Origin of the sequence: Pseudomonas sp. NPDC099000 (assembly GCF_044759925.1) — a bacterium.
In the GTDB taxonomy this organism is placed as follows: domain Bacteria; phylum Pseudomonadota; class Gammaproteobacteria; order Pseudomonadales; family Pseudomonadaceae; genus Aquipseudomonas.
On record NZ_JBIWAF010000010.1, the window covers coordinates 1 to 26,245 of the forward strand.

Sequence of the window (26,245 nt, forward strand, 5' to 3'; positions counted from 1 at the left end):
TGTAACGGATTCGCCTTTTGCGATTTCCAGTTTTTCGATCTTCAGGTATTCACCTGGGGCGACCTTGTATTGCTTGCCACCAGTAACAATTACTGCGTACGACATGGTATTTCTCCGATAATCCTGCTCACCCAGCTCTTTATAAGAAGAGGTATTGGCTGGCATGGCTGCATAAGGCTGGAAGGCCTGTTTGCAATTGCGTAAGGCAGGTGCTGCCCAGGAAGTTCAGGGTGCGCGATTGTACGCAAGCTGCCGGGGCGATGCAAGAGGCCGTCCATCGTGCCTTGACACCCGCCGACGTGGGTCCTAGCATGCCGCGCAACCCTTCTGGAGCAACTGTCGCTGATGCAACCCCAAGCTTTCTACCGCGCGGTGGCGGACGATTTTAGCGCCGTCGACGGCATCATCAAGAAGCAGCTGACTTCCCGAGTGCCGCTGGTATCGAAAATCGGCGATTACATTACCTCGGCTGGCGGTAAACGCCTGCGTCCTCTATTAGTGTTGCTGTGTGGCAAGGCCCTGGGTCGCGAAGGCGATGACCTGCGCCTGCTGGCCGCGACCATCGAGTTCCTGCACACCGCAACCCTGCTGCACGACGACGTGGTCGACATGTCCGGCATGCGCCGTGGCCGCTCGACCGCCAACGCCATGTGGGGCAATGCGCCAAGCGTGCTGGTGGGCGACTTCCTGTATTCGCGCTCCTTCGAAATGATGGTCGAACTGGGCTCCATGCCGGTGATGAAGATCCTTTCGCAAGCCACGCGCATCATCGCCGAAGGCGAAGTGTTGCAGCTGTCCAAGGTCCGTGACGCCAGCACCACCGAAGAAACTTATATGGAAGTCATCCGCGGCAAAACCGCGATGCTCTTCGAGGCTTCGACCCACAGTGCGGCAGCCCTGGCCGGTGCCACACCGGAGCAGAGCGAAGCGCTGCGCACCTTCGGCGATCACCTGGGTGTGGCCTTCCAACTGGTCGACGACCTGCTGGACTACCGTGGCGACGCGGAAACCCTGGGCAAGAACGTCGGTGACGACCTGGCCGAAGGCAAGCCGACCCTGCCGCTGATCTATACCATGCGCGAAGGCACGCCGGAGCAGGCTGCGCTGGTGCGCAAGGCGATCCAGAAAGGCGGCATCGAAGACCTGGAAAGCATTCGCGAAGCGGTAGAAGCGTCTGGCTCGCTGGATTACACCGCAAATCTGGCCCGTGATTACGTGGCCCGTGCGATCAAATGCCTCGATGCGCTGCCAGCCAGCGAGTATCGCGATGCACTGGTCGAATTGAGCGAGTTTGCAGTAGCCCGCACGCACTGATCCACTTGTTACACCCCAGCTCCTGTGGGAGCTGGCTTGCCTGCGATGGCATCACCGCGGTGCTTCTGACATACCGAGGTGCCTGCATCGCGGGCAAGCCCGACTCCCACAGGAATCGTGTTGACCCACCCCCCGCCTAAAACCCTATACAATGTGCGCTTTTTAACGATCCTGAATCCAAGGAGCTTTAGTGAGCACGTTGCCACCCTGCCCAAAATGCAATTCCGAATATACCTATGAAGACGGCGCTCAGCTGATCTGCCCCGAGTGCGCCCACGAGTGGTCTGCCAGCGGCGAAGCCGAAGCAGCGTCCGATGACACCGTGAAAAAGGATTCGGTGGGCAACGTCCTGCAGGACGGCGATACCATCACCGTGATCAAGGACCTGAAGGTCAAAGGCACGTCGCTGGTGGTCAAGGTCGGCACCAAGGTCAAGAACATCCGCCTGTGCGATGGCGATCACGACATCGACTGCAAGATCGACGGCATCGGCCCGATGAAGCTCAAATCCGAGTTCGTCAGAAAAGTCTGATTCTGCTGTCTTCCATCCCGCGCCCCGCGTGGGATGCTGCTTCACCCTCCCCCGCCTCTCCCAACATATCCTCGCAATAGCCAAACGCCAGCCGTTTTGACCTTACGCAATCTTTACCCGGAAAAAATCACAAATCGCCAATAGATCCTTGCTATTTGATGAATAAGAATTATTCTCATTGAAACACATCAATGGAGATGAGACCCATGACTTATTTGATCGATGCCTGGCTGGACCGTCCACACCCGTACCTCAGGATCCTGCATCGGGAAACCGGGGAAGTCTGTGCGGTGCTTGAAGAAGAAGCCTTGAACGAGCTGCAGGATCAGGGTGATCTGGACGTCAACGGCTTGAGTTCCAGCGAGCCGGTGGTGCTCAAGGAACTGGTGCGCAATCTGTTTCTGTTCTGCTATGCCCGGGCGTTGCGCCCGACGAGCGAACTGCACCACAAGATCGAGGTATGAGTAACACTACAAACCCCGTAGGAGCGAGGCTTGCCCGCGAACCTGACAACTCGGTTCCGACTTGAAACCGAGGTGATGCATTCGCGAGCAAGTCGGATCGCCGCACCGTTCGCTCCTACAGGATCAAGAGCTTACAGAACGTCGAGCAGCTCGACGTCGAATACCAGTACGCTGTGCGGCGGAATGCTGCCAACGCCTTGAGCGCCGTAAGCCAGTTCGCTCGGCACGTACAGACGCCATTTGCTGCCAGCGTTCATCAGTTGCAGGGCTTCGGTCCAGCCAGCGATCACGCCGCCGACCGGGAATTCTGCAGGCTGGCCACGATCGTAGGAGCTGTCGAACACAGTGCCGTCGATCAGGGTGCCGTGGTAGTTAGTGCGCACTTGATCTTCACGGGTTGGCTTGGCGCCTTCACCTTGAGTCAGCACTTCGAATTGCAGGCCCGAAGCCAGGGTGGTGATGCCCTCACGCTTGGCGTTTTCAGCCAGGAAAGCCAGGCCTTCGCCAGCAGCCGCTTCAGCTTTGGCAGCCGCTTCGGCTTGCATGATTTCGCGGATCACCTTGAAGCTGGCGGACATTTCTTCCTGACCCACACGGCTAGGCTTACCGGCGAATGCGTCAGTCAGGCCAGCCAGGATCGCGTCCAGGCTAACGCCCGGTGGCGGGTTGTCGCGCAGTTGATCGCCCAGCTGACGGCCAATACCGTAGCTGACGCGGGTTTCGTCGGTGGACAGATTTACTTCGGACATGACACTGCTCCGCTGTGCGGACGGCCCAGGAACTTGCCGTGCGTGCACAGCGCGTCCCGGAGCGCCCGGAACCAAAAGGGCCAGCAGACTAGCACAGATGCCGTGGCGTTGATGAGAGCTGTCAGTGGTGCCAGGCAGAACGGAAGGCAATCGGAACTTTCAGGTTTCCCTCGACATTGGCACCTAGTCCGCACATTTCATCATGAACCAAGGTGTGTACAAGATTGAACGGCAAGGAGGGAAATGCGTGAAGCATTTGACGCGCGTGCTCGACCGATCGCAGGTGAACCATCTTGTCGTGGGCATCACTCAACGGATACGCCGCACCATGCATGCGCGCTTCCAGCAGGTAGATCCCGCCTTCCATGGAGATCAGGTTCAGCTCATCGATTTTCCCGGCGATGGCATACGCACGCAACTCAACGAAGTTCATGAAGGCACCTCATACGGTGTCGAGCCAATATCAATACATGCATAGGCCTTGGCACCTCAAAGTACAAGCCACAAACGACACCGCCCGTCTGTTTGCGCCTGACTGTAGGAGCGAGGCTTGCCCGCGAAGGCGGTGTGACGGGCAACATCTATATCGACTGACACGGCCCCTTAGCGGGCAAGCCTCGCTCCTACAGGGTTTTGTGTGAATCAATGCTTGGTGAGTTTGTCCAGGTAGCCCATGGCAAACGCCGACACAACGAACGTCATGTGAATGATCACGTACCACTTCAGATGCTCCGGATCGACGTTCTTGGCGTCCATGAAAACCCGCAGCAGGTGGATCGACGAAATCGCCACGATGGAGGCCGCCACTTTCATCTTCAGCGAAGACGAATCCATGGTGCCCAGCCAGTTGAGCTTTTCCTTGTCGTCGTCGATGTCCAGTTGGGAAACGAAGTTCTCGTAACCGGAAATCATCACCATCACCAGCAAACCACCCACCAGCGCCATGTCGATCAGCGACAGCAGCACCAGGATCAGATCCGACTCGGCCATCGAGAATACGTTGGGAATGACGTGGAAAACTTCCTGGAAGAATTTCAGTGCCAGCGCCAGTAGCCCAAGGGACAGACCGAAGTAGATCGGTGCCAGCAGCCAGCGAGAGGCATACATTGCATTTTCGATAAAGCGTTCCATTGAATCTCACACGTGGGCTGGAAATGGCCGCGAGTATAACAGCCCCCCGTTACAGCCAGAAACCGTCGGGAAATCCGCAACCTGCGCGGGTGTCACAAAGTTTTTCTGCTAGTGTCCAGACTATTGACAGCTCAGCGACATCGGACAGGAAGACTGGAAATGGATGTGCGATTGCCAATAACGAGTGCCGGTATTTGCCTGGCTCTGCTGCTGGGCGGCTGCTCACCCAGCGATGAGAAGCGCCAGACCAGCCTCGAGGAAAAGACCGCGCAGTTCGAGAAGTCTCTGGATGCGATTGAGGATCCGAAGCTCAAGGATGCCGTGGCCGAACTCGGCGGTTCGCTGCTGTTGCTCGAGCGTGCGCAACTCAAGCTCGACAGCAAACCCGTGGAAACCGAATACGGCGAAGACGCCCTCGCCGTGCTCAAGCACTACCCCACGCCACAGGCCCTGGTCGATACCTACATCAACGGTCTGTTCGTGCTGCACAAGGATTCCAGTTCCGACTACCTGACCGACCTGCAACCGGTGTTCCCTTTCAACTTCAACATTCCGGCCGCGTTTCTCTTTCCCCATGGCCTGGAATGGCAATCGGTGACCTTGAGCAACAAGCGCGTCATCGCGTTCCAGCCGGAATGGTCGGAAACCGATCCAGGCATTCAACTGAGCCCGTCGAGCTCCAACCTGACCAACCCGGATGATCTGACGGTGACCTATCCGTTCATCGACGGTCTGGACGTGGACAACAAGAACCAGCCCCAACCGGTGAGCCTGCAAGGCAAGGTCGAGGTCATCGCCCCGCGCAGGCTCTACACCTTCGACCTGACGAAGAAAGACGTTGGTCAGACCCGCACCAACGACAACCTCAGCGTCACCTTGCTGAAGCTTGGCAACAACTACGCCGAAATCGAATTCAACAACAGCGCGCCACTGGCCCCCGAAGTCAGCGAAACACCGTTGAACCCGCTGATCGTCCAGGCCAGGGACACCACCGGGCAATTTCTCTCGCGCTCGGGTTCGATCAATGAAACCGCTGCGCAAATTGCCTTCTATCAAAAACAACTGGCGAAAATTCAACAGCAGAAGGCTTGGAGCGAAACCTTCGAAAAGCAGATCGATGAAGAACAGCGCACCTTCGAGGCGCAGCAGAAGAATCATTACAGCAAAGTGTATTTCAACGGTCCGATCGAAACCGTTGAAGTCAGCGTGCTGGACTTCTCGGCCGCCACGGTGACCCGCAAGGACCTGAACCTGCCGGTGCGCCGCTTCGACTCGCACACCACGGAAAAAACCATCCAGCCACTGACCTTACCGGTGGTGGTGTATGACGATCGGGCGCCGACCTGGCTCAAGGGCGCGACTTTGAGTGAGGAACAACTGAAGAAGGGCGTCATCGTCAGTCAGTCGGTGGATGACCCCAGCGCCGCGCGCATTGAGTTCGACCACCTCAGAAGCTTCAATGATGAACTGCTCGGCACATCGTTCAACCCTGGCAATAGCCCGGTCACGTTCTTTACGGAGGATGGCAGCGGCAAACGCGATGAGCCGATCGAGCTGCCGCCGGAGGCTTATGAGATCGACCCGTTGCGTGGCGCTATCACCTATGACTTGAACCTGTTTCCGGAAACACCGGCCTATGCAGTGGGCTCCATGCCGTTGTTTCTGGCGACGGTGGCCAAACAATCGCTCGACGCCCATACGCTGCCCAAAGGCCTGGAACTAAAGGGCAATGCATTGGTGGTTGATTTGAAGCTGTTTCCTGCCCAGGACTGGCGATTTTTCGCCAAAGACGACTCTGGAAACTATCTGAAAGAAATTCTTTCGGTCACTCACGACGCGAGCGCAGAAGGCCCGGCGTTATCTGCCGTGCATTACTTCTATGGCCAGCCAACACGTCTGGAAAGTTATCAGCGAACCGACCTCACCACGGTGCAATATGGTTTCGAGGTCAAACTGGCCGAGGCAGACCTGACCCACCTTGATCAATAGCCGGGTCAGTGCCTGGTCCGAAACTCAGCCACCGAGGTTGCGGCAACGGCCGCCGTTGATTTCCCGCAGTTGGGCTTGCAGGTGCAGGCACCAGATTTGCGGGTCATCGGCCAGCTCGTAGCCATGCAGCGTCAGGCTTTCAACAATCGTGTCGAGGATTGATTCAGCCGCGAAAGGACCATGAAACGGGCCCTGCGCCTTGATGGCCGAAGGTTGTTCGCCAGCCATTCCGGCGGCGAAGAGCAAGGTCCACATGCCCGTATCCCCCGCCAACGGGCGGATGGCACACTCGATACGGGTCACAAGGCCCAGGCATTGACGGGTGAGGCAGAGGTTGCGCGACATGGCGGCGACCCTCGATAGATCCGGTATTCAGCCCCCACGGGAAGGCTGTCTCGATCCAGTGATTACTGTCGATATCCTTGAGCTGAGAATAGAAGAAAAGTTTGACTAGCACGTCAAGTGAGACCAGAAGGCGCCGAATGGTCATTGTGTGAATATTGACGCCAGAGTGATGGCACTGATCGTTCCTCACGCTCTGCGTGGGAATGCAGCCCGGGACGCTCCGCGTCGCTGAAAACGTGACGCAGAGCGTCACCGGAGGCGTTCCCACGCAGAGCGTGGGAACGATCATCAGTTTTCCATTTGGCGTCAGGCCGGTTTGGCCTCGACCAGCGCCTCCAGCGCCGCTTCTTTCTCGGCTTCCTTGAGGTCTTCTTCGCTGATCATTTCCGCGATCACGCGCAAGCGTTCCACCACCCGCGCGTTAACGCTGCCTTCAGGGAACTGGCCATCGGCATCCGGCGCACCGGCCGGTTCGCCGACCAACAGGCTCAACGCCTCGTCAGCCTGACGCACGGCGTAGACATGAAACTGCCCCGCACGCACCGCCGACAACACCTTCTCGTCGAGCATCAGCGTGGCGACGTTCGCCTGCGGAATGATTGCACCCTGCTCACCGGTCAGCCCGCGAGCCTCGCAGAGACGGAAGAAGCCTTCGATCTTCTCATTGACCCCGCCCACCGCCTGCACTTCACCGAACTGGTTGATCGAGCCGGTGATCGCAAAGCACTGCTTGAGCGGCGTTTTCGACAGGGCCGAAATCAGCGTGCACGCCTCACCCAGCGACGCACTGTCGCCATCGACGTAACCGTAGGACTGCTCCAGCGCGATACTCGCGGAAATCGCCAGCGGGAATTCCTGGGCGTAACGGCTGCCCAGATACCCGGTGAGGATCATCACGCCCTTGGAGTGAATCGGCTGGCCGAGGTTGACCTCGCGCTCGATGTCGACGATGCCGCTGCCGCCCGGGTAGACCGTGGCGGAAATCCGCGCCGGCACACCGAACGCCGAGTCGCCGACTTCCAGCACGGTCAGCCCGTTGCACTTGCCGACGGCGGCACCGTCCGTGTCGATCAGGATGATCCCGGCGAGCATGTCATCGAGAATCCGCGCCGAGACCCGCCCGGTACGGGTGGCCTTGGCCTTGAGCGCCCGTTCGATATGCCCGGCATCGGTCATCTCGTCCCCCGCCAGGTGACGAATGAAATCCGCCTCGCTGACCAGCTGGAACAGATCGCCGATACGCGCCGACAAACGCCCCTGGTGCTCGGCCAGACGCGCGCTGTAAGTCGCCAGGCGCGCCACGGCATCAGCCGTCAGCGGCGCCATGCCTTCTTCCGAAGTGCGTGTTTTGAGCAACTGGGCGAACTGCTCCAGGCTCTCGTCGACCATCGGGATGTCTTCGTCGAAGTCCACCAGGACGCGGAACATCTCTTGAAAGTCCGGATCAAGGTCTTGCAGCGTGTAGTACAGCTGACGCGCACCGATGATGACGACTTTGACCTGCAACGGAATGTGTTGCGGCGTCAGGGTCACCGTGGCCAGACGGCCCAGTTCACCGAGCGGCGATTCCATTTTCAGCTTGCGCGATTGCAGGGCGCGCTTGAGCGCATCCCACACGAACGGCTCGCTGAGCATTTTTTCCGCTTCAAGGATCAGGAAACCGCCATTGGCCCGGTGCAATGCACCCGGGCGCAGCTGCCGATAGGTCGTGTACAGCGCGCCCTGATCGGTGCTGTATTCAATGCGGCCAAACAGGTTTTCGTAAGTCGGGTGCGGCTCGAAGACCACCGGCGCACCGCCGCTGGACGAATGACCGACCACCAGGCTCGGGGCGTATTGCTCTTCCAGCAGTTTGCGGGCGATGGCGTCGGTCTTGCTGTCGTCCACCAGTTGCTCGACCACGGTCTTGAGCAGATAGACCTGCATGGCTTGCAGGTAACCGCAAACGGCGGCGTTCTCGGCGTATTTCTCCGACAACGGCGACAGCAGCGGCTGCAAGGCCAAAGTGATGGTTTCTTCGTTGAGGTGACGCAGTTGATTGCTCGACTCGCGCTTCCATTGCGGCAGGCTGGCGAGTTCTTCGTTCAGTCGCTCCTCCAGACCGGAAATATCGTCGTGGAAACGCTCGCGATCGGCTTCCGGCAACTGGGCGAATTCCGCTTCGTCCAGGGCCTTGCCTTCGCTCATCGGCGTGAACGCGATGTTACTGGCGTCGCGGTAAAGCGCGACTTCCTTCTCCAGCGCCAGGCGCTCGATCACGTCCAGTGCCTTGTCGTAGCGCTGATTGAAGGCTCGGTCGATGGCGCTTTTTTTCTGCTGGTAGGACGGGTGTTCGAACACCGCCGGAAAGGTCGCCAGCAGGTTGTCGATCAAGCCGTTGATGTCACCGATGAAGGCGCCGGCGGTGCCCGACGGCAATTCCAGTGCGCGAGGCTCGCGAGGTTCATCGAAATTGTTGACGTAGACCCAGTCGGCCGGGGTCTGCAGGCGTTTGCCTTCGGCTTTCAGGTAGCGTTTGACGAACGAAAACCGGCCGGTGCCGGGCTCACCCATGACGAATACGTTGTAACCGGGGCGCGGCATGGCCACGCCGAACTGCAAGGCTTCGACCGCACGTTCCTGGCCAAGCACACCGCGGAAGGGCTCCAGATCATTGGTGGTAGAGAAGCTGAACTGTTCAGCGGAAAACGGACGGGTCAGCGCTTCAGGCGCTAGACGCAAGCTGGCAGCAACAGGATCAGGCATCGGGCTTCCTTACATCAGGCGGGGCAGATAGCGGCATTCTGGCGCTGCCCATACCTCACTTGCAAGGCGCGCCTCCAGCCAAAGCATAGACAAACCGTCATCTCCAGGCAGGCCGGGGGCAAATCAATGATTTCAACGAATGTTTTGCAAAAAATCACGGAACCCCGGGAACGTGCCTAAACTCCAAACTGCGCGGCTGGATTAATAACTGGCCCACTGGCGCCGGATTGGGCCAGACCCCTTGTCCATTGGTATGCACATAAAGAGAACATAGCTATGAAACGGATTCTTCTCGGTACTCTCTTCACCGCTGTATCCATCAACGCCATGGCGCAGGCGCCAGGCGGCCCGGATTGCGGTTGGGGCAACATGCTGTTCGAAGGGCAGCGTGGCACCCCGGCTCACTTCCTGGCATCCACCACCAACGGCACGTCCGGTAATGCAACATTTGGTATGACTTCCGGCACCAACGGTTGCTCGACCAATGCGTCGCTGACCTATGGCGGCAAATCCTGGATTGCCATGAATGGCATGATGAACGAGCTGTCTGAAGACATGGCTAAAGGTCAGGGCGAAGCGCTGACCACTTACGCTGTGGTACTGGGCGTAGCGCCGGAAGACCGTGCGCATTTCGCCGCCGTCACTCATGAGCACTTCCAGCAGATCTTCAGCAAGGCTGACGTGACCGCTGACGACGTGCATACCAATACCCTGGCCGTTCTGAAGAACGATCCGCGTCTGGCCAAGTACGCGACTCAAGCTTAAGCTCGACCCGCCCGCTCCTTTCGGGGGGCGGGCTTTATTTTTTGGACCTGCCCTCTTTGGGTCTTTGTTTTTTTTCGACTTAAGTTGCCCACTATGCTCAAACGCCTTGCCTGGCTGGCGCTCTGTGTCTGCGCCCCGCTGTCCGCCGCGCCACATGTCGACAATCAACGTTTGCAGCAACTGGCCAACGACCCCTTCTGGATTTCCCTGGGCCACTACGAAACCGCCAAGCTGGGCGGCTGGCGCAGCTATGTCAGCGACAAAAAGTTCTTTCTCGCACCCGACGGCAATGAACACCCCGACCGCGAACTGGCGGCCACCGTGCAGGCGCTGTACGCCCCGGCCAGTGCGGGCGAACAGCACGCCCAATGCGTCTATCCTGCCCGCACCCGCTGGCTGAAGGCGCAGCTCAACCTGACCGATCTGCCGCCCCTCGATTGCAGCGAATTCAAGCAATGGTTCAAGGATGTCTCGCCCCACAGCGCGGTGATGATTTTCCCGGCAGCGTATCTGAACAGTCCGTCATCGATGTTCGGCCATACCTTGCTGCGCATCGACCAGGCCAATGTACAGAGCGATCAAACCGCCCTGCTCAGTTATGCGATCAACTTCGGCGCGTACATCGAAGGCTCGGACAACAGCATCCTCTATGCCTGGAAAGGCTTGATGGGCGGCTATCCGGGCCTGTTCGCGCTGGTGCCTTATCAGGAAAAACTCTCGGAATACCGCAGCCTCGAGAACCGCGATCTGTGGGAATACCGGCTGAACCTGACGCAGGCAGAAACCGAACGCATGGTCGAGCACGTCTGGGAGTTGAAGCAGATCCAGTTCGACTATTTCTTTTTCGACGAAAACTGCTCCTATCGCCTGCTTGAGTTGCTGCAAGTGGCACGGCCGAGTCTGCGTCTGACCGAACAATTCCCGCTGACCGCGATTCCCACCGACACGGTCAAAGCGGTGAAAGAGGCCGGGCTGGTGGAATCCATTCAGTATCGTCCGTCTCGTGAACGGGAACTGCTGAGCCGTGCCGTGCCGTTGACTGACGAAGAACAGGAGTGGGTGCTGAAAGTCAGCGCCGACCAAAAACAATTGCAGACACCCGCGTTCAAGGCTCAACCGCGCGACCGTCAGGCGCTGATCATCGATGCGGCTTACCGCCTCGAACGCTACCGCGCCAACGGTCAGGAGCGCGATCCAGAGCGGGCGCAACGCAGTTTCGAACTGCTGCGGGCGATCAACCAGAACCCCGCCCCTGAGCTGGACATCCCAAGGCCCGGCCTGCCCGAGGACGGACACGAATCCCGCACTTGGCAGGCCGGTATCGGCACCCGGGGCGACAAGGCGTTTGGCGAATATGGCCTGCGCATGGCTTATCACGATCTCAACGATAACGCCGAGAGCTTCCCGCTTGGCGCGCAGATCGAAATCCTGCAGATGAAACTGCGTCAGTACGAAGGCAATCACTGGCAGTTCCAGCAACTCGACCTGGCGACCATTCGCTCACTGACGCCGCGCAATGAGCTGTTGCAGCCGCTCTCGTGGCAAGTCACCGGCGGTCTGGAGCGCGTGCCGGGCAAACATGACGATGAAACGTTGGTCAGCCACGTCAACGGTGGCGGCGGCGGTACCTGGCAACTGGGCGAGGACATGCTCGGTTTTGCACTGGGCACCGTGCGCGTCGAGCACAACAACGACTTCGCAGGCTTTATCGCACCGGCGGCAGGTTTCAATAGCGGTGTGCTGTGGAAAAACCCGCTGGGCAACTTCAGCCTGGAAGCCAAGGGCGATTTCTTCACCAATGGCGAGGTGCGCCGCAGTGTGAGCCTCAACCAGCAGTGGGAATTGTCACGCAACCTGGGCCTGCGCCTCAGTGCCCAGCGCGAATTCAGCCACCTCGCCTCGCCCGAGAACGAAGTGATACTTGAGGTGAAGTGGTATCACTATTGACCCGCAAGCACTGCTTTTCCCTGTAGGAGCGAGCCTGCTCGCGATGGCGGTGTATCAGTCAACGTTGATGTCGACTGACACACCGCATTCGCGAGCAGGCTCGCTCCTACAAAGGAATAGCGGTGTTCAATAGATTTTTCACAGCCCTTGCACATCCCCCTCACGATTCCACTCCTAGACTTCCCTTATAGGCCGTTCACCGGCCGGGAGTTCGAGATGTGGCGTTGCGCAGGTGTGCTGGGATTGTTGATGTTGATCGCGGGTTGCCAGACGACCCACGAAGATTTGATCGCCAAGGGTTACCCACCGGCGTTCGCCGACGGTTTCGATGACGGTTGCAGCAGCGGCCGGCAAGCGGCCGGGGCAATCACCGGGGAGTTTCGCAAAAACGTCCCGCGTTATCTCAAGGACAAGCAGTACGCCGAAGGCTGGAGCGACGGTTTTCGCCAGTGCCAGGCCATGCGCGAAAGCGAGGATCGCGAGGACTATCGCAGCCACCATTGGGACGACCGGGACAAAGCCTGGCAGCAACAGAAGGACCAGGACGCCGCCCGTGCCTATCGCTCGCAATGAGTCGCTGACAGACATCCATCGAAACTAAAAGCCTGCAACCATGGCCCAAACCCTATAACGGGAGAAAACCATGAGTCGCGCTTTCGTCAATGAAGATAACGCTGCCGCGCAAGCCGATCAGCCAGTCGAACGGCAGGTCAGCGCACAGCCCAATTACGTCACGCCCGCCGGGCTTGCGCAGCTTCAGGCGAAAGTCGCCGAGGTGCAAAACCTGATCAATCAACAGAGTGCGAAAGGTGAACTCACGGACAAACAGCGCCAGGCCGACCTTGAGCGTGACTGGCGGTATTTCAATCAACGCCTGCAAAGCGCTCAGTTGGTCGTACCGGCCTCCTCGACCGATAAAGTACAGCTTGGCGCGTGGGTGACCTTTGCCGATGAGCAGGGCCACGAACAACGTGTGCAGTTGGTGGGTGAGGATCAGGCGGATGCGGCGAGCGGTTTGATCAACTGGGGATCGCCGCTGGGGCGGGCGTTGCTCGGTGCGCAGGTCGGGGATGAGGTGGTGTGGAAGCGGCCGGTGGGGGATTTGGTGATTGAGGTTCTGGGTATAGAGGTTGGGTGATCTTCAGGGCCCCTTCGCGGGCAAGCCCGCTCCCACAGGGACAGAAGTGATCGCAATTCCAGCGTTCACTGAAGATCAAATGTGGGAGCTGGCTTGCCTGCGATGGCCGCGCCCCGGTGCAACTGAAGCCCATAAAAAAACGGAGCCCTGAAGGCTCCGTTTTTTCATGCAACCAACCGGCTATCAGGCCAGTTTCTTGTGCCGTACACGATGCGGCTGGGAAGCCGCTTCGCCGAGGCGTTTCTTGCGATCGGCTTCGTACTCGGTGTAGTTACCTTCGAAGAACACCGCTTGCGAGTCGTCTTCGTACGCCAGGATGTGCGTCGCCACGCGGTCCAGGAACCACCGATCGTGAGAGATCACAATGGCGGCGCCCGGGAAGTCCAGCAGGGCTTCTTCCAGGGAACGCAGGGTTTCAACGTCGAGGTCGTTGGACGGTTCGTCGAGCAGCAGGACGTTGCCGCCCTCTTTCAGGGTCAGGGCCAGGTGCAAGCGACCGCGCTCACCACCGGACAGGTCCTTGACGAACTTCTGCTGGTCGCCGCCCTTGAAGTTGAAGCGACCGACGTAGGTGCGCGACGGGATCTCGTAGTTGCCGATGCGGATCTGATCGGAACCGTCGGAGATTTGCTGGAACACCGTCTTGCTGCCGTCCAGGTCTTCGCGGCTCTGATCGACGCACGCCAGTTGCACGGTTTCGCCGACTTCGATGCTGCCCGAATCCGGTGTTTCCTTGCCCATCAACATGCGGAACAGGGTCGACTTACCGGCACCGTTACCGCCGATCACGCCAACGATGGCGCCTTTCGGCATGGAGAACGACAGGTTGTCGATCAACACGCGATCGCCGTAACCCTTGGAAACGTTCTTGAACTCGATGACCTTGTCACCCAGGCGCGGACCGGCCGGGATGTAGATCTCGTTGGTTTCGCTGCGCTTCTGGAATTCCTGCGATTGCATTTCTTCGAAGCGTTGCAGACGAGCCTTGGATTTGGACTGGCGGGCCTTGGCGCCTTTGCGCACCCACTCCAGTTCTTCCTTCATGGCTTTTTCGTGGGCCGACTGCTGCTTGGATTCGGCAGCCAGACGATTGGATTTGGCTTCGAGCCAACCCGAATAGTTGCCCTCGTAAGGGATACCGGCGCCGCGGTCGAGCTCGAGGATCCAGCCGGCAACGTTGTCCAGGAAGTACCGGTCGTGCGTGATCGCGACCACGGTGCCTGGGAAATCGTGCAGGAAATGCTCCAGCCAGGCGACGGAATCGGCATCCAGGTGGTTGGTCGGTTCGTCGAGCAGCAGCATGTCGGGGGCGGACAGCAGCAGGCGGCACAGGGCCACACGACGCTTTTCACCACCGGACAGAAATTCGACCTTGGCGTCCCACGCAGGCAGACGCAGCGCATCAGCGGCGACTTCCAGTTGGCGATCCAGGTTGTGACCGTCGCTGGCTTGCAGGATGGCTTCGAGCTTGGCCTGTTCGGCAGCCAGTTTGTCGAAATCGGCATCTTCCTCAGCGTAAGCCGCGTAGACCTCGTCCAGGCGCGCCTGGGCGTTCTTGATCACGCTGACCGCTTCCTCGACCACTTCACGCACGGTCTTGGTCGGGTCCAGGATCGGCTCTTGCGGCAGGTAGCCGATGTTCAGCTCCGGCATCGGACGGGCTTCGCCCTCGAACTCGGTGTCGACGCCGGCCATGATTTTCAGCAGCGTGGACTTACCCGAACCGTTGAGGCCGAGCACGCCGATCTTGGCGCCGGGGAAGAAGGACAGCGAAATGTTTTTCAGGATTTCCCGCTTCGGCGGAACAACTTTGCCCAGCCGATGCATGGTGAAGACGTATTGAGCCATGGAGAACCTTGGGTCAGTGACAGATGAATGATTGGAGCGCAGGCGAAGCCCGGCCAGACTGTGCGCGTCGTCCGATTGATAACTATCAATGCGTGCGCGCTGAAAAAGTCTGAGTCTAGGAGCTGGAACGCTCCCGCGTAACCGGCAAAGCTACCTGAATGACAGATGGCAGTCCAGCCGTGAGGGGCTGGCACTTAGCCACAACTCAAGGCATGCTAGCCGCCCTTCGGGCGTCCGGCTTATAGTGCACGTCGCGCCAGTCCAGCCAAACCGCAGGATTACAGTTTGTCTAATGTCTCTCCGCCATCGTCCGTGAGCGCACCCCATCCTGCGTCCGGCGCGCCCCTGCGCGGATCCTTGAAGGGTGCGTTGGCGACACTCGTGCTGTTGTTGCTCGCATTGCTGTTCTGGCAGCTGCTCGATCAGTTGCGCGAAACCCAGAAACACCAGCGGCAATACACCATCGACTACACCGCCGACCTGGCCGCGCAAGTCAGCCTGAACATGGCGCTCAACGCCCAGATCGCGTTGAACCTGCTACCGATCGTCGAACAACCGCAAACTGCCGACGAACAGCAGGCGCTGCTGCGCAAGCTGCAACAGTCGCTGCCTGAACTGCGCAGCCTGGCGTTGCTCAGCCCTTCCGGCAAAGTCCTCAGCGACAGCGCCGCCGACAGCCAGGATGCCGATTACCTGGGTGAGCTGGTCCGGCGCAGCCGCGCCCAGGCCCACTATTTCAGCAATGCCGACGACGGTTCAGTGGTACACCTGCTGCTGCATCAGGCCAGTGGCAGCAGCCGTGGTTACTGGGTTCTGCGACTGACGCCGAGCTTTTTCTCGTCACTGTCCAAGCCAACCGAAGCCGGTATCCGCCCGCTGTGGCTGGTGGAAAACCGGGTCAATCACCAGATCATCAGCCGCGATGAAGCGTCGCCTTTGGTCAAACCGAGCGCGTTGTCCCCAGACGATCTGGCCAACAGCGTGTTGACGGTTCCGCTGAGCAGCAGCGACTGGCAGATGCGCGGGCTGTTCCATCGCCAGCAGGTGCTCGAACAACTGTTGCCGGCATTTATCGGCAAATGCCTGTTGGGCCTGGCCTTCTCCCTGCTGCCGTTCATCGCGCTGCTGAACATTCGCCGCCGTCAACGCCAGTTGCATGAAGGCCGTCGCCGCTATCACGATATTTTCGAAGGCACTGGCGTTGCCCTGTGCGTACTGGATGTCTCGGGGCTCAAGACCTTCTTCGACAAGGCCCAGTTGCACAACAGCGAACAACTCAAGGCCTGGCTCGACATACCGGAGCAACGCCAGCAATTGCTCCAGGAACTGCGCATCACCGAGGTCAACCAGGTCGCCCTGCAACTGCTGAACGTCAACGCCTGCGCTCAGGCCTGGAAGTTGTTGATTGACGGCTGTCCGCTGGACGGCACCGCCATCGGCCATCAAGTGCTCGACACGGTGCTCAACCAGCAGAGACAGCTCGAGCTGGAAATCAAACTCCAGGACGCCAATGGCCGCGACCAGCACCTGTGGCTGGTGCTGCGCCTGCCGGAAGATCACGCCGACTATAAAGCGGTGATCCTGAGCATCACCGACATCACCAGCCGTAAGCTCATCGAGCTGTCGTTGCTGGAACGTGAAGGGTTCTGGTCCGACGTGGTGCGCACCGTACCGGATCACCTGTATGTGCAGGACGTGATCAGCCAGCGGATGATTTTCAGCAACCACCACCTGGGCCAGACCCTCGGTTACAACCGTACCGAACTGCACCAGATGGGCGAGTATTTCTGGGAAATCCTCCTGCACCCCGAAGATGCCGATTACTACTACCGCTCGCGCCAGACCCAGCGCCACGCGGGTTACACCCAATTGATGCAATGCCAGCTGCGGTTCCGTCATAGCGACGGCAAGTGGCGGCGCTTCGAAATTCGCGAACAGGCTTTGGCGCGGGACAAACACGATCAAGTCACGCGGATCATCGGCGTGGCCAAGGACATCACCGACCAGATCGAAGCCAGCGAATCCCTGCGTGACAGCGAACAGCGCTACCGGATGCTCGCCGAAAGTATCAGCGACGTGATTTTCTCCACCGACAGCAAGATGTCGCTCAATTACGTCAGCCCGTCGGTGCATGCCGTGCTGGGCTACGACGCCGACTGGATCTTCCAGAACGGCTGGCAATCGACCATCGCCAACCCGCAACAACTGACCGGCATCTACGGCCTGATGGACCGGGTCAGCAAAGCGCTGGATAAACCCGAACAACTGGCGCTGTTGCGCAGTCAGGTGCAGACCCAACTGTTCCTGTTCGATTGCCTGCGGGCCGACGGGCGCAAGATTCCGATCGAGCTACGGCTGGTGCTGGTCTGGGACGAACACGGCGCCTTCGAAGGTGTGCTGGGCGTCGGTCGCGATATCAGCCAGCAACGCCGGGCCGAGAAAGACCTGCGCATGGCGGCCACGGTATTCGAGCACTCGACCTCGGCGATCCTGATTACCGACCCGGCCGGCTACATCGTTCAGGCCAACGAAGCGTTCAGTCGGGTCAGCGGTTATGCCGTGGAGCAGGTGCTGGACCAGTTGCCGAACATGCTGACCGTCGACGAGCAGCAGGAAGCGCATCTGCGTTATGTGCTCAAGCAACTGCATCAGAACAGCACCTGGGAAGGCGAAGTCTGGCTCAAGCGGCGCAACGGCGAGCATTATCCGGCCTGGGTCGGCATCACAGCGGTGCTCGACGATGAAGGTGACCTGGCCAGTTATGTGTGCTTCTTCAGCGACATCAGCGAGCGCAAGGCCAGTGAGCAGCGGATTCACCGCCTCGCCTACTACGACGCCCTGACCCACCTGCCGAACCGCACGCTGTTCCAGGACCGTCTGCACACCGCGCTGCAATCGGCCGAACGACAGAAGTCCTGGGTCGTGCTGATGTTCCTCGACCTCGACCGTTTCAAGCCGATCAACGACTCCCTGGGCCATGCGGCCGGCGATCGCATGCTCAAGGAAATGGCCACGCGCCTGCTCGGTTGCGTCGACGATGACGACACCGTGGCGCGCATGGGCGGCGATGAATTCACCTTGTTGCTGCAACCTCGGGCGAACCGTGAAGTGGCCTTGAACCGGGCGATTCATGTGGCCGAGCAGATCCTCGCCAGCCTGGTGAAACCGTTCGTGCTGGAAGGCCGCGAGTTCTTCGTCACCGCCAGTATCGGCATAGCTTTGAGCCCGCAGGATGGCAACGAGCTCAGTCAGCTGATGAAGAACGCCGACACCGCGATGTACCACGCCAAGGAGCGCGGCAAGAACAACTTCCAGTTCTATCAGGCGGACATGAACGCCAGCGCCCTGGAGCGCCTGGAACTGGAAAGCGACTTGCGCCATGCCCTGGAGCAAAACGAATTCGTTCTGTACTACCAGCCGCAGTTCAGCGGCGACGGCAAACGCCTGACTGGCGCCGAAGCGCTGCTGCGCTGGCGTCATCCACGTCGTGGCCTGGTGCCGCCGGGGGATTTCATTCCGGTGCTCGAAGAGCTCGGGCTGGTGGTGGATGTCGGTGACTGGGTGATCAGTGAAGCCTGCCGTCAGCTCAAGACCTGGCATCAGGCCAAGGTGCGGGTGCCGAAGGTGTCGGTGAACATCTCGGCCCGGCAGTTCTCCGACGGCCAGCTCGGCACGCGGATCGCCACCATCCTCAAGGAAACCGGCCTGCCGCCGGCGTGCCTGGAGCTGGAACTGACCGAAAGTATTTTGATGCGTGAAGTCAGCGAAGCGATGCAGATCCTCGCCGGGCTGAAAAACCTCGGCCTGAGCATTGCGGTCGATGACTTCGGCACCGGTTATTCATCGCTCAACTACCTCAAGCAATTCCCGATCGACGTGCTGAAAATCGACCGCACCTTTGTCGATGGTTTGCCGTCCGGCGAACAGGATGCGCAGATTGCCCGGGCGATCATCGCCATGGCCCACAGCCTGAACCTGGCGGTAATTGCCGAAGGTGTGGAAACCCATGAGCAACTCGACTTCCTGCGTGAGCATGGGTGCGATGAGGTTCAGGGGTATCTGTTCGGACGACCGATGCCGGCGAGCCGGTTTGAGGCGCAGTTCAGCAATGATGCGTTGTTCATGTTCGATTGATTGAGCGGCCCTTGTGGCGAGGGGGCTCGTCGGAACGCCGCACCGCCCCGTTGGGTCGCGAAGCGGCCCCAGCATTCTTCCAGTCAAACTGTGCAAGCAGCTTTTGCGACTGCTCCGCAGCCGAACGGGGGCAAGCCCCCTCGCCACAGTCACCGCTGATCCCGTCATGAAGCCCACTTGTCTGCGACATGATGTCCTTTCATATGCCATCTAAAACCCATTGGGTTAGAATACCCCCCTTTTCTGCCCCGATCCTTGAGGACCGCCATGTTCAGCCGTGATTTGACTATTGCCAAGTACGACGCCGATCTTTTTGCCGCCATGGAGCAAGAAGCTCAGCGCCAGGAAGAACACATCGAGCTGATCGCTTCGGAAAACTACACCAGCCCAGCGGTGATGGAAGCTCAAGGCTCGGTACTGACCAACAAGTACGCCGAAGGCTACCCGGGCAAGCGCTACTACGGTGGTTGCGAGTTCGTCGACATTGTTGAGCAGCTAGCAATTGATCGAGCAAAAGAACTGTTCGGCGCCGATTACGCCAACGTTCAGCCGCACGCCGGTTCGCAAGCCAACAGCGCCGTTTACCTGGCCCTGCTGCAAGCGGGCGACACCATCCTGGGCATGAGCCTGGCTCACGGTGGTCACCTGACCCACGGCGCCAGCGTTTCCTCCTCCGGCAAGCTGTACAACGCCGTTCAGTACGGCATCGACGGCAATGGCCTGATCGACTACGACGAAGTCGAGCGCCTGGCCGTTGAGCACAAGCCGAAAATGATCGTGGCCGGTTTCTCTGCCTACTCGCAGATCCTCGACTTCCCGCGTTTCCGCGAAATCGCTGACAAAGTGGGCGCGTACCTGTTCGTTGACATGGCCCACGTGGCCGGTCTGGTCGCCGCTGGTGTCTACCCGAACCCGGTTCCATTCGCTGACGTCGTGACCACCACCACGCACAAGACCCTGCGCGGTCCACGTGGCGGCCTGATCCTGGCTCGCGCCAACGCCGACATCGAGAAGAAACTGAACTCCGCGGTATTCCCGGGTGCCCAGGGTGGCCCGCTGGAGCACGTGATCGCCGCCAAAGCGATCTGCTTCAAGGAAGCGCTGCAGCCTGAGTTCAAGACCTACCAGCAACAAGTGGTGAAGAACGCCAAGGCCATGGCCGGCGTGTTCATCGAGCGCGGTTTCGACGTGGTTTCCGGCGGTACTGAAAACCACTTGTTCCTGCTGTCGCTGATCAAGCAGGAAATCTCCGGTAAAGACGCCGACGCCGCTCTGGGCAAAGCCTTCATCACCGTGAACAAGAACTCCGTGCCAAACGATCCACGCTCCCCGTTCGTCACCTCCGGCCTGCGCTTCGGCACTCCGGCTGTGACCACTCGCGGCTTCAAGGAAGCAGAGTGCAAAGAGCTGGCCGGCTGGATCTGCGACATCCTGGCTGACCTGAACAACGAAGCGGTGATCGATGCCGTTCGTGAGAAGGTCAAGGCCATCTGCAAGAAGCTGCCGGTGTACGGCGCTTAATTGCACCGCTGAACCGCAGCACTAAAAAACCGGCCACGTGATGGCCGGTTTTTTTTCGTCCTGGATTTGCAGGGTTGCCCTGCAACATAGAATCTCCCACATTGGATCTGCGGCGTTCACAAATCCCTGTGGGAGCGAGCCTGCTCGCGATGACGGCATAAGCCCCGCTGAAAATGTCACGCTTTACTCCGCAGCAACCCGCGCAAACCCCTCGCGAATCTTCTCTTCCGGCAAATCATCGGCAATAAACACGATCACGCTTTCCCGCGCCTCGTCGTCCGACCATTCGGTGTCCCAGTCGAAACCGTACAACTTCAGGACCCCCTGAAACACCATCCGCCGCGGCTCGCCAACGATACTCAACACCCCTTTGTAGCGCAGCAACTGCTTGCCATGGTCTTCCAGCAGTTCGTTCATGAACTCGCTGAGCTTGTCGATATCCAGCGGCTTGTCGGTGCGCAACACCAGGCTGGAAATCCGGTCGATGGAGGGCGCTTTGGCCACCGGGCGCAAACTGACGCCGCCGAGGTCGGCATTCAGATTGAAACCGCGCACGTCGAGCAATTCGGCCAGGTCGATCTTGCCGTGTTCGACCACGCGAATCGGCGCGCGACGGTTGATGCGGGTCAGGCGTTCGCTTAGCGCGGTAAACGTCGCTTCGTCGACCAGATCGCGCTTGCTCACCAGCAAACGGTCGGCGAAACCGATTTGCGCCTGGGCGATGGTTTGCGTCAGGTGAGTGTCGGCGTGTGCCGCGTCTACCAGGGTGATGATGCCGTCGAGGATGTAACGCTCGCGCAGTTCTTCATCGATGAAAAAGGTTTGCGCCACTGGTGCCGGGTCGGCCAGGCCGGTGCATTCGATCACCAGACGGTCAAAGGCGATTTCGCCGCTGTCCAGGCGTTCGAGCAGCAGGTACAAGGCCTTGGTCAGGTCGGTGTGGATGGTGCAGCAGACGCAGCCGTTGGACAGCGTCATCACTTGCACGGGTTCGTCGCCCAACAGCTGGGTGTCGATACCGGCGTCACTGAATTCGTTCTCGATCACGGCGATTTTCAGGCCGTGTTCGGCTTTGAGCAGGTGACGCAGCAGCGTGGTTTTGCCGGCACCGAGGAAGCCGCTGAGGATCGTGACTGGGATGGGAGAGGACAACGGAGTCTCCTGTTTCACAAAATTGAGATGGGAACCCAAAACAAATGTGGGAGCGGGCGTGCCCGCGATAGCGATTTACCATTCAACATCAATGTTGACTGATAGTCCGTCATCGCGGGCAAGCCCGCTCCCACAGGGATTGCATCAAGCCGGCTGTTGCATCAACAGCACTTCGGCCCACCCTTGCCACCGTAACGAGCCTCTTGACGTTCCCGGAAGAACATCTCGTAGCTCATCACCGGTTTGTCCGGGTGTTTGGTTTGCATATGCTCGACGTAGTTGTCGTAGTCGGGCATGCCGACCATCAGGCGCGCGGCCTGACCGAGGTATTTACCGAGGCGACTCAGGTCATTGAACATCGTGCAATCCTCGATTACGCATCCGGCAGCGCCTGGAACGGTGCTTCTTTATCCGTGCGTTCTTTGCTGCCCCAGGCGGAAATACCGACCTTGAGCGCATAGAACAGGATACTGAAGACCACGAACAGGAACAGCGCGGTGAGCGTTGCGTTGGTATAAGCGTTGAAGATCACGTGCTGCATCTGAGTGATGTCCTTGGCCGGGGCGAGGATCTGACCATTGGCCAGCGCGTCGCTGTATTTTTTCGCCAGCGACAGGAAGCCGATCGCCGGGTTGGCGTCGAACAGCTTGATGAAGCCGGCGGTGGTGGTGCAGATCAGCAGCCAGACCGCTGGCAGCATGGTCACCCAGACATAGCGTTGGCGTTTCATTTTGATCAGCACAACGGTGCCGAGCATCAGCGCGATACCCGCCAGCATCTGGTTGGAGATACCGAACAGCGGCCACAATGTGTTAATACCGCCCAGTGGATCGATCACGCCCTGGTACAACAACCAACCCCACATTGCGACACAACCAGCGGTCGCGATCAGGTTCGCAGTCCAGGATTCGGTGCGTTTGAGCGCCGGCACGAAGGAACCGAGCAAGTCCTGCAACATGAAACGCCCGGCACGGGTGCCGGCGTCGACCGCAGTCAGAATGAACAGTGCTTCGAACAGGATCGCGAAGTGGTACCAGAACGCCATGGTGTTTTCACCCGGCAGGACACTGTGCAGGATCTGCGCAATACCAACCGCCAAGGTCGGCGCACCGCCGGCACGGGCCAGGATCGTGGTTTCACCGATGTCCTTGGCCACCGCTTGCAGCGCTTCCGGGGTGATTGCAAAACCCCAGCTGCTGACGGTTTGAGCCACAGCCACCACATCACCGCCGACGACTGCCGCCGGGCTGTTCATGGCGAAGTACACACCTGGCTCGATCACCGAAGCCGCCACCATCGCCATGATAGCGACGAAGGATTCCATCAGCATGCCGCCGTAACCGATATAACGGGCGTTAACTTCGTTATCCAGCAGTTTCGGCGTGGTGCCGGAGGAGATCAGCGCGTGGAAACCGGAAACCGCGCCACAGGCGATGGTGATGAACAGGAACGGAAACAGACCACCCTTCCACACCGGACCGGTGCCATCGATGAACTGGGTCAGCGCCGGCATTTTCAGCTCGGGCATGGTGATCAGGATGCCGATCGCCAAGGCCACGATGGTGCCGATTTTCAAGAAGGTCGACAGGTAGTCGCGCGGCGCCAGAATCAGCCAGACCGGTAACGAGGCGGCTACGAAACCGTAACCGACCAGCATCCACGTAATCTGCACGCCTGTGAAGGTAAACGCCTTGGCCCAGACCGGATCAGCGGCAATCTGCCCACCGAGCCAGATCGACCCCAGCAGCAGCAACACGCCGACCACGGAGATTTCGCCGATGCGACCCGGGCGGATGTAGCGCATGTAGATGCCCATGAACATCGCGATCGGGATGGTCGCCATCACCGTGAAAATCCCCCACGGGCTCTCCGCCAGGGCTTTCACAACGATCAGCGCCAGCACCGCGAGGATGATGATCATGATCAGGAAGCAGCCAAACAGCGCGATGGTCCCGGGGATACGGCCCATTTCCTCACGGACCATATCGCCCAACGAGCGGCCGTTGCGGCGGGTGGACATGAACAGGACCATGAAGTCCTGAACCGCACCGGCCAGCACCACGCCGGCAATCAGCCACAGCGTACCGGGCAAATAGCCCATCTGCGCGGCCAATACCGGACCAACCAGTGGCCCCGCGCCAGCGATGGCGGCGAAGTGGTGACCAAAGAGGATGTGTTTGTTGGTCGGCACGTAGTCCAGACCATCATTGTTGATGACGGCGGGGGTGGCCCGTCGCGGGTCGAGTTGCATCACATTGTTGGCGATGAACAGACTGTAATAGCGGTAGGCAACCAGATAAATGGCCACGGCCGCGACCACTATCCACAAGGCGTTGATCGCCTCGCCTCGGCGCAATGCCACGACACCAAGGGCGCACGCTCCTACGATTGCCAGCAGCAGCCAGGGTAGATGGCGTAGCAGGCTATTATTATTTTTCATTTTATGATTCCAGCCAGGGTGGACAAGAAAGACAGCCATTCGGAGTTTAGCGCTAACGGCCGCAAAGGCCATACCCCGACATGCGTTGAGCCATCACTTTGCTGGCAGCCTTTGACGATGCGGGTCTATAGTCAGCGAACATTTACGAGGATTGCGCCATGAGCGAGCACCCTGCCGATCGCCGCCGCTTCAAACGAATTGCGTTCGATGCCAAAACCGAGCTGAGCCAAGGGGAATTCATCTGGCCGGTGAAGTTGATCGACTTGTCGCTCAAGGGCCTGCTGATCGAGAAGCCCGAGCCGTGGCTGGGTAATCCAGACTGGCATTTCCTGGTCGATATACATTTGAACGAAGACGTCGAGATCAAGATGGATGTGATGTTGACCCACGATGATCATGGTCAACTCGGGTTTGTCTGCAAGCACATCAGCCTGGAATCGATTGAGCGTCTGCGGCGATTGATCGAGTTCAACCTGGGAGATCCCGAGGAACTGGAACGTGAATTGGGCGCCTTGATCGAAATCTGAAGATTCGTCGCAAACCCTGTGGGAGCGAGCTTGCTCGCGATAGCGGTTTAGCATTCAACGATGATGTTGACTGATAGTCCGCCATCGCGAGCAAGCTCGCTCCCACAGGTTTTTGTACTATCCGGCAGGTTATTCGAACAGAGCGTCGAGGGCCTGCTCCAGTCGGGTCACGGCAATAATCTGCAACCCCGGCGGCGCTTCCTTGGGCGCATTGCCCTTGGGCACGATGGCGCGTTTGAAGCCGTGCTTGGCCGCTTCCTTCAAACGCTCCTGGCCACTCGGCACCGGGCGTACTTCGCCCGACAGCCCGACTTCACCGAACACCAGCAAATCATGGGGCAGCGGGCGGTTGCGCAAACTGGACATGACCGCCGCCATCAACGCCAGGTCGGAGGCCGTTTCCAGCACCTTCACCCCGCCGACCACGTTGAGGAAGACGTCCTGATCGTGGGTCGGAATCCCGCCGTGACGATGCAGCACCGCCAGCAACATCGCCAGACGATTCTGATCCAGCCCCAGCGTGACCCGACGGGGGTTCGCCAAATGGCTGTCATCCACCAGCGCCTGAACTTCCACCAGCATCGGCCGCGTCCCTTCCCACGTTGCCATGACCACGCTGCCCGGTACTTCTTCCTGCGCACGGGTCAGAAAAATCGCTGACGGGTTGGAGACTTCCTTCAAGCCCTTGTCGGTCATGCCGAACACGCCCAATTCATTGACCGCACCGAAACGGTTTTTCACCGCACGCAGCAATCGCAAGCGCCCATCGGATTCGCCTTCGAAATACAGCACCGTATCGACCATATGCTCCAGCACTCGTGGTCCGGCCAATGCGCCTTCTTTAGTCACGTGGCCGACCAGGAAAATCGCCGTACCGCTCTGCTTGGCATACCGCACCAGCAACGCCGCACTTTCCCGAACCTGCGACACGCCGCCCGGTGCCGATTGCAGCTGTTCGGTGAAAATCGTCTGGATCGAGTCGATCACCATGACCTTGGGTTTTTCAACCCGGGCGGTGGCAATGATGGTTTCGATACAGGTTTCAGTCATCACCCGCAGCTGGTCCTGAGGCAAACCGAGACGGCGGGCGCGCATGGCCACCTGTTGCTGGGATTCTTCGCCGGTGACGTACAGCGCCGGCATGACTTTGGCGAGGTTGCACAAGGTTTGCAGGAGAATGGTCGACTTGCCGATGCCCGGGTCACCGCCAATCAGCACCACCGAACCATCCACCAGGCCACCGCCCAACACTCGATCAAGTTCGCTGGACGCAGTGGAGAAGCGCGGAATCTCTTCGACGCTGACTTCGGCCAGGGTCTTGATCTGCGCCTGTTGGCCGGTCCAGCCGGTGCGACCGCTGGGTGCTGCGGCGCCGCCGCTCTCGACCATGGTTTCGGTCAGCGTGTTCCAGGCCCCGCACTCGCCGCACTGGCCGGCCCACTTGGGGAAGGTTGAGCCGCACTCGGTGCAGCCGTACATGCGCTTGGCCTTGGCCATCTGAACT

At 59.4% G+C, this 26,245-nt stretch carries 22 protein-coding genes; 11 read left to right on the forward strand and 11 right to left on the reverse strand.

Going from position 1 to position 26,245, the window contains the following annotated elements:
• Positions 1-105: bL21 family ribosomal protein (locus tag ACIQV9_RS14385; RefSeq protein ID WP_403102762.1), on the reverse strand; the 105-nt coding region annotated here is incomplete at its 3' end.
• Positions 106-345: 240 nt separating this feature from the next.
• Here ACIQV9_RS14385 and ACIQV9_RS14390 point away from each other — a divergent pair.
• The 3 genes from ACIQV9_RS14390 (at position 346) to ACIQV9_RS14400 (ending at position 2,310) form a co-directional block, all read left to right on the forward strand.
• On the forward strand, positions 346-1,314 hold the full coding sequence (locus ACIQV9_RS14390) for a polyprenyl synthetase family protein (RefSeq protein WP_403102393.1): 969 nt from the start codon (positions 346-348) through the stop codon (positions 1,312-1,314).
• 190 nt (positions 1,315-1,504) lie between these two features.
• A complete protein-coding gene (locus ACIQV9_RS14395; RefSeq protein WP_010467527.1) occupies positions 1,505-1,846 on the forward strand; it encodes a zinc ribbon domain-containing protein YjdM in 342 nt (113 codons plus the stop codon).
• Positions 1,847-2,052: 206 nt separating this feature from the next.
• Positions 2,053-2,310 (forward strand): hypothetical protein, encoded by a 258-nt coding sequence (locus ACIQV9_RS14400; protein ID WP_283181734.1) that lies wholly within the window; start codon positions 2,053-2,055, stop codon positions 2,308-2,310.
• Between the two features lie 131 nt (positions 2,311-2,441).
• On the opposite strand, the gene ACIQV9_RS14405 is transcribed toward ACIQV9_RS14400, so the two are convergent.
• The 3 genes from ACIQV9_RS14405 to ACIQV9_RS14415 all read right to left on the reverse strand — a co-directional run bounded on the left by ACIQV9_RS14405 (position 2,442) and on the right by ACIQV9_RS14415 (position 4,190).
• Positions 2,442-3,059 carry an FKBP-type peptidyl-prolyl cis-trans isomerase gene (locus tag ACIQV9_RS14405; RefSeq protein WP_403102397.1) on the reverse strand — a complete coding sequence of 206 codons (618 nt, stop codon included), beginning with the start codon at positions 3,057-3,059 and terminating at the stop codon, positions 2,442-2,444.
• A gap of 121 nt (positions 3,060-3,180) precedes the next feature.
• Entirely contained in the window at positions 3,181-3,492 is a 312-nt protein-coding gene (locus ACIQV9_RS14410) for a DUF6482 family protein (RefSeq protein WP_403102400.1), read from the reverse strand.
• 209 nt (positions 3,493-3,701) lie between these two features.
• Positions 3,702-4,190, reverse strand: a complete 489-nt coding sequence (locus ACIQV9_RS14415; RefSeq protein ID WP_403102403.1) for a TIGR00645 family protein — start codon at positions 4,188-4,190, stop codon at positions 3,702-3,704.
• A 159-nt stretch (positions 4,191-4,349) separates the two neighbouring features.
• On the opposite strand from ACIQV9_RS14415, the gene ACIQV9_RS14420 reads away from it, so the two are divergent.
• Positions 4,350-6,179: a hypothetical protein gene (locus tag ACIQV9_RS14420; protein WP_403102405.1), complete on the forward strand. Its 1,830-nt coding sequence runs from the start codon at positions 4,350-4,352 to the stop codon at positions 6,177-6,179.
• A 24-nt stretch (positions 6,180-6,203) separates the two neighbouring features.
• On the opposite strand, the gene ACIQV9_RS14425 is transcribed toward ACIQV9_RS14420, so the two are convergent.
• Both ACIQV9_RS14425 and ACIQV9_RS14430 read right to left on the reverse strand, forming a co-directional pair.
• The gene (locus ACIQV9_RS14425; RefSeq protein ID WP_403102407.1) at positions 6,204-6,524 is read right to left on the reverse strand and encodes a hypothetical protein; all 321 of its coding nucleotides are present in this window, start codon (positions 6,522-6,524) and stop codon (positions 6,204-6,206) included.
• Positions 6,525-6,830: 306 nt separating this feature from the next.
• Positions 6,831-9,269 (reverse strand): Lon protease family protein, encoded by a 2,439-nt coding sequence (locus ACIQV9_RS14430; RefSeq protein ID WP_109634985.1) that lies wholly within the window; start codon positions 9,267-9,269, stop codon positions 6,831-6,833.
• A gap of 276 nt (positions 9,270-9,545) precedes the next feature.
• Between ACIQV9_RS14430 and ACIQV9_RS14435 the strand changes: the two genes are divergently transcribed.
• From ACIQV9_RS14435 to ACIQV9_RS14450, 4 genes are all read left to right on the forward strand, one after another.
• Positions 9,546-10,034: a DUF3015 domain-containing protein gene (locus ACIQV9_RS14435; RefSeq protein WP_403102410.1), complete on the forward strand. Its 489-nt coding sequence runs from the start codon at positions 9,546-9,548 to the stop codon at positions 10,032-10,034.
• Between the two features lie 93 nt (positions 10,035-10,127).
• The gene (locus ACIQV9_RS14440) at positions 10,128-11,981 is read left to right on the forward strand and encodes a DUF4105 domain-containing protein (RefSeq protein WP_403102412.1); all 1,854 of its coding nucleotides are present in this window, start codon (positions 10,128-10,130) and stop codon (positions 11,979-11,981) included.
• Between the two features lie 216 nt (positions 11,982-12,197).
• Positions 12,198-12,554, forward strand: a complete 357-nt coding sequence (locus ACIQV9_RS14445; protein WP_010467512.1) for a hypothetical protein — start codon at positions 12,198-12,200, stop codon at positions 12,552-12,554.
• Positions 12,555-12,624: 70 nt separating this feature from the next.
• Positions 12,625-13,119, forward strand: coding sequence for a GreA/GreB family elongation factor (locus ACIQV9_RS14450; protein ID WP_403102416.1), 495 nt, complete (start codon positions 12,625-12,627; stop codon positions 13,117-13,119).
• Between the two features lie 183 nt (positions 13,120-13,302).
• On the opposite strand, the gene ettA is transcribed toward ACIQV9_RS14450, so the two are convergent.
• A complete protein-coding gene (gene ettA, locus ACIQV9_RS14455; RefSeq protein WP_403102419.1) occupies positions 13,303-14,967 on the reverse strand; it encodes an energy-dependent translational throttle protein EttA in 1,665 nt (554 codons plus the stop codon).
• 285 nt (positions 14,968-15,252) lie between these two features.
• Here ettA and ACIQV9_RS14460 point away from each other — a divergent pair, with 285 nt between their 5' ends.
• The gene (locus ACIQV9_RS14460) at positions 15,253-19,101 is read left to right on the forward strand and encodes an EAL domain-containing protein (protein WP_403102422.1); all 3,849 of its coding nucleotides are present in this window, start codon (positions 15,253-15,255) and stop codon (positions 19,099-19,101) included.
• Between the two features lie 267 nt (positions 19,102-19,368).
• Complete coding sequence (gene glyA / locus ACIQV9_RS14465) at positions 19,369-20,622, forward strand: serine hydroxymethyltransferase (protein ID WP_403102425.1); 1,254 nt, start codon at positions 19,369-19,371, stop codon at positions 20,620-20,622.
• 183 nt (positions 20,623-20,805) lie between these two features.
• Here the strand turns inward: glyA and yjiA are convergent, their stop codons facing one another.
• The 3 genes from yjiA to ACIQV9_RS14480 form a co-directional block, all read right to left on the reverse strand.
• Positions 20,806-21,774, reverse strand: coding sequence for a GTPase (yjiA, locus tag ACIQV9_RS14470; protein WP_403102428.1), 969 nt, complete (start codon positions 21,772-21,774; stop codon positions 20,806-20,808).
• A gap of 161 nt (positions 21,775-21,935) precedes the next feature.
• Positions 21,936-22,133, reverse strand: a complete 198-nt coding sequence (locus ACIQV9_RS14475; protein ID WP_007895266.1) for a YbdD/YjiX family protein — start codon at positions 22,131-22,133, stop codon at positions 21,936-21,938.
• Positions 22,134-22,147: 14 nt separating this feature from the next.
• Positions 22,148-24,214 (reverse strand): carbon starvation CstA family protein, encoded by a 2,067-nt coding sequence (locus ACIQV9_RS14480; protein ID WP_403102431.1) that lies wholly within the window; start codon positions 24,212-24,214, stop codon positions 22,148-22,150.
• Positions 24,215-24,372: 158 nt separating this feature from the next.
• Here ACIQV9_RS14480 and ACIQV9_RS14485 point away from each other — a divergent pair, with 158 nt between their 5' ends.
• Positions 24,373-24,741, forward strand: a complete 369-nt coding sequence (locus tag ACIQV9_RS14485) for a PilZ domain-containing protein (protein ID WP_403102434.1) — start codon at positions 24,373-24,375, stop codon at positions 24,739-24,741.
• Positions 24,742-24,870: 129 nt separating this feature from the next.
• Here the strand turns inward: ACIQV9_RS14485 and radA are convergent, their stop codons facing one another.
• The gene (radA, locus tag ACIQV9_RS14490) at positions 24,871-26,238 is read right to left on the reverse strand and encodes a DNA repair protein RadA (protein WP_010467488.1); all 1,368 of its coding nucleotides are present in this window, start codon (positions 26,236-26,238) and stop codon (positions 24,871-24,873) included.
• Positions 26,239-26,245 lie beyond the last annotated feature (7 nt).